The organism is Vibrio sp. 1180_3 (genome assembly GCF_029478545.1).
Classification (GTDB): domain Bacteria; phylum Pseudomonadota; class Gammaproteobacteria; order Enterobacterales; family Vibrionaceae; genus Vibrio; species Vibrio aestuarianus.
Genome location: NZ_SJFM01000002.1, coordinates 62,749 through 77,005, shown reverse-complemented (window position 1 = coordinate 77,005; position 14,257 = coordinate 62,749). Strand labels below are relative to the sequence as shown.

The 14,257-nt window shown below is 45.4% G+C and carries 12 protein-coding genes; 4 read left to right on the top strand and 8 right to left on the bottom strand.

From position 1 onward, the window contains the following. Nucleotides 1-53 precede the first annotated feature (53 nt). From rraA to priA, 7 genes are all read right to left on the bottom strand, one after another. Nucleotides 54-572 carry a ribonuclease E activity regulator RraA gene (rraA, locus tag EYW48_RS01925; protein ID WP_277431808.1) on the bottom strand — a complete coding sequence of 173 codons (519 nt, stop codon included), beginning with the start codon at nt 570-572 and terminating at the stop codon, nt 54-56. A 76-nt stretch (nt 573-648) separates the two neighbouring features. After that, on the bottom strand, nt 649-1,566 hold the full coding sequence (locus EYW48_RS01920) for a 1,4-dihydroxy-2-naphthoate polyprenyltransferase (RefSeq protein WP_171980960.1): 918 nt from the start codon (nt 1,564-1,566) through the stop codon (nt 649-651). A gap of 110 nt (nt 1,567-1,676) precedes the next feature. Next, the gene (hslU, locus tag EYW48_RS01915) at nt 1,677-3,008 is read right to left on the bottom strand and encodes an HslU--HslV peptidase ATPase subunit (RefSeq protein WP_053309606.1); all 1,332 of its coding nucleotides are present in this window, start codon (nt 3,006-3,008) and stop codon (nt 1,677-1,679) included. Nucleotides 3,009-3,045: 37 nt separating this feature from the next. Further along, nucleotides 3,046-3,612: an ATP-dependent protease subunit HslV gene (gene hslV, locus EYW48_RS01910; RefSeq protein ID WP_053309607.1), complete on the bottom strand. Its 567-nt coding sequence runs from the start codon at nt 3,610-3,612 to the stop codon at nt 3,046-3,048. A gap of 123 nt (nt 3,613-3,735) precedes the next feature. Further along, on the bottom strand, nt 3,736-4,278 hold the full coding sequence (locus tag EYW48_RS01905) for an SPOR domain-containing protein (RefSeq protein WP_053309608.1): 543 nt from the start codon (nt 4,276-4,278) through the stop codon (nt 3,736-3,738). Between the two features lie 101 nt (nt 4,279-4,379). Next, on the bottom strand, nt 4,380-5,387 hold the full coding sequence (gene cytR, locus EYW48_RS01900; RefSeq protein WP_176246601.1) for a DNA-binding transcriptional regulator CytR: 1,008 nt from the start codon (nt 5,385-5,387) through the stop codon (nt 4,380-4,382). Nucleotides 5,388-5,670: 283 nt separating this feature from the next. Further along, the gene (priA, locus tag EYW48_RS01895) at nt 5,671-7,872 is read right to left on the bottom strand and encodes a primosomal protein N' (protein ID WP_171980959.1); all 2,202 of its coding nucleotides are present in this window, start codon (nt 7,870-7,872) and stop codon (nt 5,671-5,673) included. A gap of 267 nt (nt 7,873-8,139) precedes the next feature. Between priA and rpmE the strand changes: the two genes are divergently transcribed. Both rpmE and EYW48_RS01885 read left to right on the top strand, forming a co-directional pair. Beyond that, entirely contained in the window at nt 8,140-8,358 is a 219-nt protein-coding gene (rpmE, locus tag EYW48_RS01890; RefSeq protein ID WP_053309611.1) for a 50S ribosomal protein L31, read from the top strand. A 215-nt stretch (nt 8,359-8,573) separates the two neighbouring features. Continuing rightward, nucleotides 8,574-9,851 carry a malic enzyme-like NAD(P)-binding protein gene (locus tag EYW48_RS01885; protein WP_053309612.1) on the top strand — a complete coding sequence of 426 codons (1,278 nt, stop codon included), beginning with the start codon at nt 8,574-8,576 and terminating at the stop codon, nt 9,849-9,851. 156 nt (nt 9,852-10,007) lie between these two features. Here the strand turns inward: EYW48_RS01885 and metJ are convergent, their stop codons facing one another. Further along, nucleotides 10,008-10,331, bottom strand: a complete 324-nt coding sequence (metJ, locus tag EYW48_RS01880) for a met regulon transcriptional regulator MetJ (protein ID WP_053309613.1) — start codon at nt 10,329-10,331, stop codon at nt 10,008-10,010. Between the two features lie 284 nt (nt 10,332-10,615). On the opposite strand from metJ, the gene EYW48_RS01875 reads away from it, so the two are divergent. After that, nucleotides 10,616-11,782, top strand: coding sequence for an O-succinylhomoserine (thiol)-lyase (locus EYW48_RS01875; RefSeq protein WP_171980958.1), 1,167 nt, complete (start codon nt 10,616-10,618; stop codon nt 11,780-11,782). After that, on the top strand, nt 11,782-14,193 hold the full coding sequence (locus tag EYW48_RS01870; protein ID WP_277431807.1) for a bifunctional aspartate kinase/homoserine dehydrogenase II: 2,412 nt from the start codon (nt 11,782-11,784) through the stop codon (nt 14,191-14,193). The genes EYW48_RS01875 and EYW48_RS01870 overlap by 1 nt, the downstream gene beginning before the upstream one ends. The last annotated feature ends 64 nt before the right edge of the window (nt 14,194-14,257 follow it).

Sequence of the window (14,257 nt, the reverse complement as noted above, 5' to 3'; positions counted from 1 at the left end):
AAAGCCGACGCAATAAACGTCGGCTTTTTTGTGATTCAAATTAGAGCTAAAGATTACTCATCCACTTGATCGTCTTCATCTAAGTCCATTTCAACATTTAATGGCTCTTGCGACAAAATAATGCCAGTGTTGTCGGCGTAGAGGTAATCTTCAGGTAGGAAAGTCACGCTACCGAAATTGACCGCAACATCAACCTCACCGATACCTTGTGCAGAAGCACCAACAGGGATAGACGCTAGGGCTTGAATACCAATACTCATATCTTCAAGTTCATCGACTTCACGCACACAGCCGTAAACGACAATCCCTTCCCATTCGTTTTCTTCAGCAAGAGCCGCTAATTCCGCATCAATTAAAGCACGGCGCAGTGAGCCACCACCATCAATCAGTAGTACCCGGCCTAAACCATCTTGCTCTAGTACTTCACGGATCAACCCATTGTCTTCAAAACATTTAATGGTTGTTAGTTGGCCTGCAAATGAAGCGCTACCACCAAAGTTGCTAAACATTGGCTCCACAACATCGACTTGGTCGAGATAAATATCACATAACGCTGAGGTGCTGTATTCCATATCCGTTCTTCTCTTGCCGAAAATCATCTTCAACGAGTATATAGGGTCATTAAGTCATTGCAATGACAAGACACAATTAACTCGTCAGAGTTTGAGCTATAACAATTCCAACAAACAACAGGTTGGTGATAAGCGAACATTTCACCACAACCGGCATCATGGGCGCGATTTGCGCAGGCTTATCGCTCACCCACACCGCCTTACCATGCTTCACCACCACGACAATACTGAGTAAAAATGGCAAGCTAATCCACAGCGGGCTAGATTGCATAACGAGATACCCAGCAAAGGCTGTGACCGCTCCGGCCAATAACATAAAGTGGTATTGTTTAGCACGGGTTTGCCCTAAACGCACAGCTACGGTGCGTTTTCCACAGATTGCATCGTTTTCAATATCTCGCATGTTATTGATATTGAGAACGGCAACCGCCAATAAACCACAACCAAGCGCCGGTAAAAACAAGCTTGGCTCGATGTTTCCGGTATGCAAAAAATAAGTGCCCGAAACACCCAACAAACCAAAGAAGATAAAAACGGAAAGATCGCCCAAACCAACATAACCGTAAGGTTTGTTACCGACGGTGTAAGCAATAGCGGCAATAATAGCCAACACGCCGAGCCCCAGAAACGCCAGAATACTTTGTAAACTATCCAGCGCATAAAAAATAAGAACTAATCCTGATAAGACCGTAAGCACAATGTTAATCACCATCGCTTGCTTCATGTCAGTCAGTGTCACCGCTCCAGATTGAATGGCTCTCATGGGGCCTAATCGCGCCTCATTATCGGTGCCTTTTATCGCATCCCCGTAGTCATTAGCTAGGTTGGATAAAATCTGTAATAAGGTTGCGGTGAGCAACGCAAGCAAAGCAATGGGAGCAGAAAAGTGACCAGCAGAAAACGCCAATGCACTACCTGTTAAAATGGAAACTAGGGCTAGAGGGAGTGTTTTCGGTCTGGCGGCATCAAGCCAGATATGGAGCGAATTCTTCATGCAAAGTCATAACCTATGAATAATGTTGAGAGTATACGCTCAATTCCATGCCAATAAAAAGCCCGTCGTATTTGACGGGCTACAAGCTTATTTTGGAAAAACGCAGCTAATTAAAGAATAAAGCGGCTTAGGTCTTCATTTTCTACTAGCTCACCGAGGCGCATTTTCACGTAAGCGGCATCAATGGTCATTGACGAACCCGGCTTATCGGTGGCATCAAAAGAGATTTCATCCATCAAACGTTCCATTACGGTATGCAGACGACGAGCACCAATATTTTCAGTGGTTTCATTAACCTGCCATGCCGCTTCTGCAATTTGCGTAATCCCATCCTCGGTAAATTCAATATTTACATCTTCAGTTTTCATCAGTGCAATGTACTGCTCTGTGAGTGATGCTTTGGGTTCAGTCAGAATACGTTTGAAGTCGTGACTAGATAGCGCTTCTAACTCAACACGAATCGGCAAACGACCTTGCAGCTCAGGAATAAGATCAGAAGGTTTCGCCACTTGGAAAGCGCCCGAGGTAATAAACAAGATATGGTCGGTTTTTACCATACCGTGTTTTGTCGAAACGGTGCTGCCTTCGATCAATGGTAATAAGTCACGCTGCACCCCTTCACGAGAAACATCTGGGCCAGAACTTTCACCACGCTTACAAATTTTGTCGATCTCATCGATGAAAACAATACCGTTATTTTCAACGTTATAGATAGCTTGATCTTTCAACTCTTCTTGATTAACCAGCTTGGCGGCTTCTTCTTCGGTTAATGCTTTAAAAGCGTCTTTAATTTTGAGTTTACGCTTTTTCTTGGTGTCGCCAGCCAGGTTTTGGAACATGCCTTGTAGTTGGTTGGTCATCTCTTCCATGCCAGGAGGAGCCATGATCTCAACCCCCATTTGTGGCACAGCAACATTGATCTCAATTTCTTTATCGTCCAGTTTCCCTTCACGCAATTTTTTACGGAAAACCTGACGAGTGTTCGAGCTTTCTTCGCTTTTTTCGTTCTCACCCCAAGCATCACGAGCTGGTGGCAATAAAGCATCTAAAATGCGCTCTTCCGCTTGTTCTTGGGCACGAAATTGCACCTTTTCCATCGCCTGTTGGTGAGTCATTTTTACCGCAACATCGGTCAGGTCGCGGATAATGGTCTCAACTTCTTTACCTACGTACCCCACTTCGGTGAACTTGGTCGCTTCGACTTTAATAAAAGGCGCGTTAGCAAGCTTAGCCAGACGACGAGCAATTTCCGTTTTACCAACACCCGTTGGGCCAATCATTAAAATATTTTTAGGCGTGACTTCAACACGCAAGCTTTCTTCAAGCTGCATACGACGCCAGCGGTTACGTAATGCGATAGCAACGGAGCGCTTAGCTTTATCCTGACCAATAATGTGTCGATTGAGTTCATGGACAATTTCACGAGGGGTCATTTCAGACATAGTAGTTTCCTTAATTCTTTTACACTAAATACTATCTTTATTTTTCGACTGACTGTGGTTTTTCCAATAGCAGCTCAGTGGGAATTTCTAGTTCTTCGATAGTATGGAAATGGTTGGTGAACACACAAATATCGCCTGCAATTTTTAGTGCTTTTTCGGCAATTTCACGTGCGTCTAATTCGGTATTTTCTAACAGCGCTGTAGCAGCGGCTTGTGCAAAATTGCCACCTGAACCAATAGCAATCAAGTCGTTTTCTGGCTGAACAACATCCCCGTTACCAGTGATAATGAACGATGCAGTTTCATCTGCCACCGCTAAAATAGCTTCTAGCTTGCGCAAGGCTCGGTCGCTTCGCCAGTCTTTCGCTAGTTCAACCGCCGCTTTAGTCAGGTGACCTTGGTGCATTTGCAATTTGCTTTCGAAACGCTCAAACAGCGTAAAGGCATCAGCGGTGCCACCAGCAAATCCCGCTAGTACTTGGTTATTGTATAGACGACGAACTTTGCGGGCATTGCCTTTCATTACGGTATTACCGAGCGATACTTGTCCGTCACCCGCGATGACAACTTTATTATTACGACGTACAGATACGATAGTAGTCACGACAGGGCCTCTTATTTATTTTCTCGATGGAGTTGACAAATATATGAGGATGCGAAGAAAAGATTTCAAGTCGAAGAGGATAACTCACCGCAAGCAATAGCTAACTTACGGTGAGAATAATGTCTATTGCTGCTCTTTCCAGATAGCACAAGGCTCGATTTTAGCACGCTGCAATTTATGCTTATCGCGCTCAGCATCACGCTTAAATTTATACGGACCAAGCACAATACGATACCAACTGCTATCTTCCTTCTTGCGGATTTTACTGCTTAACCCTTGGAAAGCGATATCGAGTTTACGCGCTTCCGCCTGTTGCATAGTTTTGTAAGCGCCACACTGCATAATGTATGGAATGTCAGAGACTTTCTGCTCCTTGGCAACAACTTCAACTTCTCGCTTCGGCAAACTGTCTACATAATCCCACTTTTCTTCAGGAGGAGGAGGAATAACATCGGTTGGCTTTGGCTTTGTTACCGGCTTAGGTTGCACCACGACCGGTTGCGGCGGCTCAGGATCTTTACTCAGAAGGTATAAACCATAACCAAAAGCAGAAACCAGTATTACTGCCAATAAACCACTACGCCAAGGTTTACGACGTGAGGCTGCTTTTTTTGGGGTCGGCTTTTTCGGACTACGACCGCGCCTTACATAATCTTTATTAGCCACAGAAAATTCAAAAGTTGATGGTTTGACCCAATGTTAATGCAGTTTCCTGCCACTTAACAGCGCTGAAATGGAAGCAGCGCATCAAAAATGCGCTGCCAACGTTACACTAAACGAGGAGGAGCGGCACTTTCCCGAACCACTAGGCTCGTTTCTAGCAATCGAGAACCTGCACCAACTTCATGACCACGCAGCAGCTCGAGCATCATCAACATCGCTTGACGGCCAATTTCATAACGAGGCTGGGAGATGGTTGTCAGCGGTGGATCACAATAGCTCGCAAATTGAATATCATCGAAACCAACAACAGAGAGGTCTTGTGGTACTCGCAACCCTAGCCTCTTAGCTTCTTGAATGGCACCTATCGCCATTGTGTCATTATGGCTAAAAATGGCAGTAGGAGGCTCAGGTAAAGCCAGTAACTGTCTTACCGCTTTAGCGCCTGCCTCAAAAGTAAAGTCACCATAAGTACAATATGCTGGATTCAACGTTATTCCTGCGCGGCGAAGTGCCTGCTGATAACCTTGATGTCGAAATTGGCACAATGTGGCCGCTTCCGGTCCAGAAATCTGTGCAACCCGTTTATGCCCCAACTGAGTTAAGTAATTCACCGCTTCAAATGCTGAGGTGAGGTTATCGATGTGTACTGTCGGTAGTTCCAATTCAGGAGCAAATTCACACGCCATCACCATCGGTGGCAAATTTTTCTGTTCGGGTTTGCTGACATCAAAAGGAAGATCCGTTCCAAGTAGTAGCATGCCATCCGCTTGTTTGGTGAAAACTAAGTTAACCAAAGATCGCTCGCGCTTTTTCTGTTGGCCACTGTCACCCAATAAAACAAGGTAGCCATGCTCCATAGCTGCGTCTTCAATGCCTCGAATGATCTCTGTGAAATAAGGGTCACAAATATCAGGGACAATCGCCACAATAGTTTTTGATTCATTTCGACGTAAGTTTCGAGCGAGAGAATTTGGTGAATAACCAGCCTCCAAAACAGCATCTTCTACACGTTTACGCGTTGAGGATGACACTTTTTCTGGGTTCATCAATGCCCTTGATACCGTGGCTGTTGATACACCGGCAAGCTGGGCAACATCCTTCATTGTCGCCATAGAAATTAACCCTCTTATCAAGTCTTTCGTTGGTGGAAAATCCACACGTTATTATTGCTATAAAATAAATGCCGTTACCCGCCATTTACTTCAAAGGTATGTTGGATAGTCTATTCATTTCCAGACAGAAAGTTACGGTCAGATTAACAAATTTTGCATAATAAGCGTGAACTTCATCACAGTGATGATGATTCATTTTCTTGATAAAAATAACAGCATGATTTTTTAGCACTCGTTTGCTTCAATGCGTTACAGCTTATTACACAAAAAACGATAGCCAGGTTTAACTGAGATCTTGCGGTTCAATATCTAAAGACCAACGAATTTTTTTAGATAATGGCAACAGAGTGATCGCTGGCTTAGCACTCATTAATAACTTTTGCATCAACGAACGAGTCTGAGTTTGCAACAGCAGTTGCCAACGAAATTTACCCGCTCGTTTAGCCAGTGGTGCCGGAGTGGGCCCAAGCACTAAACAGCTCTCATCAAATAAAGGGTGAGCCTCTAGAGTATGGCGAACTTGGCGTAAAAACTCTTCAACCATCTGCGCTTGATTGCCCTCCGCTTTAAATAAGGTCAAGTAAGTATAAGGTGGCAGCATCGCGATTTTTCGTTCTTCTAGGGCGGTTTGCGCAAAGTGGTGATAGTCCTTGTTCAGTAACGCTTGCAACAAGCTGTGCTCGGGGTGGTGAGTTTGCAAAATAACCTCCCCTGGTTTACTCGCTCGCCCTGCTCGTCCCGCCACTTGAGTAAACAGCTGAGCCAAACGTTCCGAGGCGCGAAAATCACTGCTGTATAGCGATCCATCGATATCCAATAGTGCAACCAAAGTGACATCGGGAAAATGGTGTCCTTTAGCAAGCATTTGAGTGCCAATTAATATTTTATATTCACCATTGCGAATCGAAACCAACGCGTTTTCCAAGCTGCCTTTACGACGCGTGCTGTCGCGATCAATACGAATGGTCTTGTAATCAGGAAAAATCTGCGCCAGTTGCGCTTCGAGTTGCTCAGTCCCAACGCCAACGGTCACCAATTGAGTTGAGCCACATCCTTGGCATTGATGCACCACAGGACGCTGTGAACCGCAATGGTGACAGCGCATCTCACTGCTGTATTGATGGAAGGTATAGTAAGCATCACAGCGCTTACATTCCGCTATCCAGCCACATTCATGGCACATCAGCGCCGGAGAAAAACCACGTCGGTTAAGAAACAGCATCACTTGATTGCCCGCACTCAGATGTTTTCTCATCTCGGCAATTAATGGTGCTGATAAACCACTTTCTAAAAACAGACCTTTGACGTCCAACACTTTATTCTTGGTTGGAACCGCCACACCAGCGCGCTGGGTCAGCGTTAGGTGGTGATATTTGCCCGTTAACGCATTATGTAATGTTTCTAAAGCCGGAGTGGCCGAACCAAGTACAATTGGGATTTGCTCAAGATGAGCACGCATCACCGCGACATCGCGTGCGTGATAACGCAAACTATCTTGTTGCTTATAAGACGCGTCATGCTCTTCATCAACGATAATAATGCCAAGGTCAGCAAAAGGGGTCAGCAGAGCTGAACGGGTGCCAATAACAATACCCGCTATTTTGTCGCGAGCCGCGAGCCACGCATTAAGGCGTTCAGTATCATTGAGCCCAGAGTGCACCACCTCCACAGGCACATTAAATCGCTTACGAAAACGGTTGATCGTTTGTGGAGTTAGGCCAATCTCAGGCACTAAAACTAACGCTTGGCGTCCTTTTTCTAATACTGGTTTAATGAGGTTTAAATAGACTTCTGTTTTCCCAGAACCTGTAACGCCTTCGAGCAGATAACAAGCAAATTGGGTGTGGCTGTTGATAGAGGCAATCGCGATCACCTGCTCATGGTTTAGCTTAGGCTTTTCAACTGCCGCTTCTAATTGTTGTGGCCACGCTTTGGCAATGGGTTTCTTTTCAACAGATTCAATCCACCCTTTTTCCTCTAGCGTTTTTAATACTGCGCTGCTTACTTCTTCATCAATAAACTGTTGGTGTGAAACCGCCCCACCTTCGAGCATTTTCATTACTTTGGCTTGTTTAACCGCTCGACCAAAACCTTGCATCAATTGATTGCGTCCGGCAACCGTCAATTGCCATTCCAGTAAAGTAGAGAAATCGGCCGCTTTGCCTTTGCGTAATGCTGAAGGTAGTGCATTAAACAAGGTTTCGCCCAATGGGTATTGGTAAAATTGACTGCTCCACGACAGTAAACGGTAGAGTTTATCTGACCATACGGGTTGGTTATCTAATACTTGCTTGAGCGGCTTGAGCTGATCTAATGGAAAATCCGATTCACTGACCAATGCCGTAACAACCCCAACTAGAGTCTGACGACCAAACGGCACCGACACTCGTCCACCTACAATCGGAAACAGATGCCCAGGGATCTGATAATCAAACTGTTTATCCAGTGGTACAGGTAAGGCAACTCGTGCAATGGTGGGGCGCATAATCGTCCATTAGTGGTACAAAAAGTAAGAAAACACAGTCTACTGGATGCTTCCATTAAATTCGAGCTTCGTCACTGTACAAAAATGTGGCGAAAATAGCGGCGAAATGGCTTGATCCACTGCAGATGATTCATTAATATATCGCGCCTTGATGATATGGCTTAGTGCTCACTATTGAACATGAAGCGGTATCAACATTTTTTATTAACTACGTGTGGTGTCCGGCTCAGATTCGGATAGCGACACGGCCCAATTTGAGGTTATCCCATGAAAGCTGGTATCCACCCAGAATACAAAGCAGTTAGCGCAACTTGTTCTTGCGGCAACGCATTCGAGTTCAGCTCAACTCTAGGCAAAGAATCTATCCACCTAGACGTGTGTGACAAATGTCACCCATTCTACACTGGTAAGCAACGTATCGTTGATACAGGCGGCCGTGTAGATCGCTTCAACAAGCGTTTCGGTGCTCTATCTAGCAAAAAGTAATTATTTACTATTTTGTAATAGAATTAAAAAAGGATGCTTCGGCATCCTTTTTTATTGGCATTTTTTTATATAGTGATCTTTGTCATCACTCTCTGGTCTTATCAGCGCGATTTCCAGCCATTTTTAATGAAGCACGTCGCGTTCCCACCTAGGAAGTTTGACTGACATCCATTAGAATCATTGACCTTTCCAACCCAATACGAGCACCTAAACCTATGTCAGATGACCATAATCAAGAATTGACTGCAGAAGAACAATTTCGCCAACGTGCGCTCGATTACCACGCTTACCCGACGGCAGGTAAAATCGCGGTATCTCTCACGAAACCAGCAGACTCAGCTGAAGATCTCGCGCTAGCTTACAGCCCTGGCGTTGCTGAACCGGTTCGTGAAATCGCACAAAATGTAGATAACGTTTATAAATATACAGCGAAAGGCAACATGGTCGCGGTTATCTCTAACGGCACTGCAATTCTTGGTTTAGGCAACTTAGGGCCAATGGCTTCTAAGCCAGTAATGGAAGGTAAAGCACTATTATTCAAGCGTTTTGCTGGCCTTGATTCAATCGACATTGAAGTAAAACACCGTACCATTGATGAATTCGTCGATACCGTCGCCAATATTGCCGATACGTTTGGTGGCATTAACCTCGAAGACATCAAAGCACCAGACTGCTTTGAAATTGAACGTCGCTTAATTGAGCGTTGTAATATTCCAGTTTTCCACGATGATCAGCACGGAACGGCAATTGTTACGGCAGCGGGCATGCTCAATGCTATTGAACTACAAGGCAAAAATCTAAACGAATGTACCATTGTCTGTCTTGGTGCAGGTGCAGCAGCAACAGCATGTATGGAACTGCTGATCAAATGTGGGGCGATGCGTGAAAAAATCTACATGCTTGATCGTAAAGGTGTGATTCACACCCGCCGTGATGATCTGAATGAATATAAGCAGCTTTTTGCGAGCAACACCGATAAGCGAACCTTGGAAGACGCCATCACTGGCGCTGATTTATTCCTAGGAGTATCAGGCCCAAACCTACTGCCTGCTGAAGCATTGAAACTGATGGCCGACAAGCCGGTTGTGTTCGCTTGTTCAAACCCAGATCCTGAAATTAAGCCAGAACTTGCCAATGCAGTACGTGATGATTTAATTATGGGTACTGGCCGCAGTGACTATCCAAACCAAGTTAATAACGTATTGTGTTTCCCATTCATCTTCCGCGGCGCTTTAGATGTACGCGCCAGTGAAATCAATGATCAAATGAAGTTAGCGGCTGTCGAAGCCATTCGCGAACTGGCCAAAGAAGAAGTGCCTGTTGAAGTACTTAAAGCAGCTGGAGTTGAGTCTCTAAGTTTTGGTCCTGACTACATCATTCCAAAACCAATGGATCCTCGCCTACTACCTCGCGTAGCAAAAGCCGTCGCTCAGGCAGCGGTTGACTCAGGCGTAGCTCGCATTGAAATGCCAGAAGGCTACATGCAAGAGTAACGTTGTCGCTTGAAAACAAAAAAACCGCAGCTTTCGTTCTGCGGTTTTTTTTGTTTTTGAGTGATATCAGAAAAATCATGTACAGGTTTTGCAGATCAGCACACCATTGTGGTCACTTTTCCAAAAATAAAGACAAAGTGTTATCGATGTGGCGCGTTACGCTTCATCATCGTATGCTTCAAACTCAATGCCCATCGCGGTCATCAATGCTTTCGCTTCTGTTGGAATATCATCTGGGCGATCTTTTCTTAAATCTTCATCGGTCGGTAAAGGTTGGCCGGTATAAGCATGCAAAAAAGCTTCGCATAGCAACTCACTGTTGGTTGCATGACGTAAGTTATTGATCTGACGGCGAGTGCGTTCATCAGTTAATATTTTCAGCACTTTCAATGGGATTGAAACGGTGATTTTTTTCACCTGCTCACTTTTTTTACCGTGTTCAGCGTATGGGCTAATGTATTCCCCATTCCAGTCTGCCATTGCGCACCTTCGTTATCGTAATTTGTCAGAAAAAGTTTGATGGCTGATTTTAGCGGGATTTACCGCCATAAGCAAAGACATATAGACGTCTGGAAGTGTTGACGTCTTATTTTTTGATCGGTAAAGTGTAACGCTATCAGTCTGGGAAGCAGCAATATCAAACATTATCAGATATGGTGTATACCCAAAGTAACTTGAGTTTCTCTCGGCGGCAACTCTAAAGAAGATAAGAATACCCCTGTAGGATGTCACTCTCAGTGAGTTTATTAGGCAAGGAAACCGTTATGACCACTCGCAAGCCAGCCACCATCGCTGTTCGTACTGGTATTGAATCAGATTCTCAATACCACGCTGTTGTACCACCAATTTATCTTTCGACAAATTATGGCTTTCCTGCTTTTGGTGAAGTACCTCAATACGATTACACCCGTTCAGGGAATCCAAACCGCGGCTTGCTTGAAAAAGCGCTGTATGAGCTCGAGTCCGGTCTTGGCGCTGTCGTCACTAACTGCGGCACTTCTGCACTCAATTTATGGGCGTCTGCATTTCTTAGCGCAAATGATCTAATTGTTGCCCCCCATGACTGTTATGGCGGTACTTATCGTCTATTTAATACTCGCGCCAAAAAAGGCGATTTCAATGTCTTGTTTGTTGATCAATCTGACCATGAAGCTTTAAGTGCTGCGCTGGCTAAAAAACCGAAATTGGTATTGCTAGAAACCCCCTCTAACCCACTTGTGCGCGTTGTCGATATTGCCGACATTTGTCACCAAGCGCATCAGGTTGGTGCGCTCGTGGCCGTCGATAACACCTTCCTTACCCCTATATTTCAAAAACCATTGTTGCTTGGGGCAGACTTCGTTATCCACTCCACTACAAAATACATCAATGGTCACTCTGATGTGATCGGTGGCGTTGTTATTACCAAAACCGAGCAGCACGCAGAAGAATTAGCCTGGTGGGGCAACTGCCTTGGCGCAACGGGAACACCATTTGACAGCTATATGACACTACGTGGTATTCGTACGTTGGGTGCTCGCATGCGTGTTCATGAGGAAAATGCTGGTGCAATCTTAGCTTATTTGCAACACGAAGCATTGGTGAAAACGATTTATCACCCAAGCCTGCCACAACACCCAGGCCATGAAATTGCGAAAAAACAGCAGTCAGGATTTGGCTCAATGCTCAGTTTTGAATTTGCCGGAAGCTTTGAGCAGTTGAAGTTTTTTGTCGGCCAGTTAGAGCTGTTCTCACTGGCTGAATCTTTGGGCGGTGTCGAAAGCCTCATTTGCCATCCAGCATCAATGACACATCGCGCTATGGGTGACGAAGCTTTAGCTGAAGCCGGCATTTCAACGCAACTATTACGCCTGTCAGTGGGTTTAGAAGATGCTCATGATTTAATTGCCGATCTACAACAAGCCTTTGCCAAAGCCAAGGAGGCATTTTAATGACTGCATTGCGACAACTGCATAAATTTGGTGGCAGTAGCCTTGCTGACCCTGAATGTTATAAAAGAGTGGTGAATATCTTAAAAGAGTATTCACACAATAACGACTTAGTGGTGGTTTCTGCGGCAGGCAAAACCACCAATCACTTGATCGCCTTTCTTGAGGCTCTCAAAAAAGATGGCCGATTAGCGCATGAGAACCTACAAGCGGTTCGTCAATTTCAAACTAACTTAATCGACGCACTACTTGATGACAACTCAGCCAATACGTTGCGCGACCTATTAAATGCCGAAATACGCGCGTTAGGTGAATTGTCTGCACCGCTAAGTGCAGCCCAACAAGCCAGCGTATTGGGCCATGGTGAAGTTTGGTCTTCACGTTTACTAACCGCATTACTCAACCAAAATGATCTTGCCGCGGTTGCTCAAGACGCGCGAGCTTTTCTGCGCGCTGAAACAGGCACACAACCGGAAGTTGACCGCTCACGCTCCTATCCTCTTTTAAAAGAAATTCTGGCACAGCATGTTCATCATCGCATCATCATTACTGGTTTTATGGCACAAAATGAGCAAGGCGATACCGTATTGCTAGGCCGTAATGGTTCTGACTATTCCGCCACCATGATCGGTGCATTGGCCGAAGTTAACCGAGTTACGATTTGGAGCGACGTCGCTGGGGTATACAGCGCAGACCCACGCATTGTCAGCGATGCTTGTTTGCTGCCACTGCTGCGCTTAGACGAAACCAGCGAACTGGCGCGCTTGGCCGCGCCAGTATTGCACAGCCGAACTTTACAACCTGTCGCTCAAAGCTCGATGGATTTACACTTACGTTGCAGTTATCAACCCGAGTCCGGTTCAACCCATATCGAGCGTGTGCTTGCTTCTGGACGTGGGGCTAAGATCATCACCTCGTTAGAAGATGTCTTGCTGATTGAGCTTTCCTTTAGCCACGGTCATGACTTCCAACGTCTGCAAAGCAGTGTTCTGCGCAGCTTACAACGTGCCCAACTTGAACCGCTAGCGTTTGAAGCGCAAGCTGATCAACACCGCTTACGTCTAGCCTACACCACTGAAATTTCAGGAGGTGCTCTCGCCCACCTTCAAGACACGGCTTTCGAAGCTGAAATTAAACTCAAAGAAGGGTTTTCTTTAGTTGGCGCGGTTGGCGCAGGCGTCACCAAAAACCCAAATCACTGCTACGGTTTTTACCAACAGTTGAGATCATCCCCGGTTGAATTTATTTGCGAGTCAGAGTCTGGGCTGAGTTTAGTTGCCGTGCTACGCAAAACCGCAGTAGAACCACTAGTAATAGGAATGCACAATCAACTTTTCCAAGCGCAAAAACGTGTTGCGTTAGCGTTATGTGGCAAAGGTAATATTGGTTCGAGTTGGCTGAAATTATTTGCAGAGCAAAAATCAGAGCTTGAAAAGCGACGTGGAATGAACTTTGAACTGGTGGCGGTTATCGACAGCCAAACCTATTGGTTTGATGAACAAGGCATCAATGCTGAATCGGTACTCGAACGATTTAATGATGAAGCCATCTCTTACCAAGGTAAGGAATGGCTACAACACTTGAGTAATATCCAAGGATATGATGATCTCATCGTGTTAGATGTCACAGCCAGTTCTGAACTCGCAGAGCGTTACCTCGATATTGCCGAGCATGGCATGCACTTAATTTCCGCCAACAAAGTCGCAGGCTCCGCCTCTAGTCAGTCGTATCATCAAGTGAAAGATGCTTTTGCTAAGATCAGCCGCCATTGGTTATACAATGCGACTGTTGGTGCCGGTTTGCCTATCAACCATACCGTTCGTGACCTACGTGAAAGTGGTGATGATATTGTCGCGCTGTCAGGCATTTTCTCTGGCACGCTATCATGGCTATTCCAACAATTTGATGGTTCGATTCCCTTTAGCGAGTTAGTCGATCTTGCTTGGCAACAAGGCTTAACAGAACCCGATCCTCGTAGTGACCTCGATGGCTCTGATGTGATGCGCAAGCTGGTCATTTTAGCTCGTGAATCTGGCCTACACATTGAGCCAGAAAACGTAAAAGTCGAATCACTGGTACCTGAAGAGCTTAAAGATCTATCGTTAGATGACTTCTTAGATAAGAGCCAACTACTGAGTGAGAGATTGGCTGAACGTCTTGAAAAAGCACAACGTGAAGAAAAAGTACTGCGCTACGTAGCAAGGCTTGAAAAGAATGGTAAAGCCACTGTTGGGGTTGAAGCGCTGGATCGCGAACACGCTTTAGCTAATCTCCTGCCGTGTGACAATATTTTTGCTATCGAGAGTAAATGGTATCGTGATAATCCATTGGTTATTCGCGGGCCAGGAGCAGGCCGAGAAGTAACTGCAGGGGCAATCCAGTCGGATTTAAACTTGCTGTCTAGTTTTCTTTAACTAAAGGAGCCATTGGCTCCTTTGTTTGTTTTTGGCCAACAAAGAATGCTATAACTGATTGCGA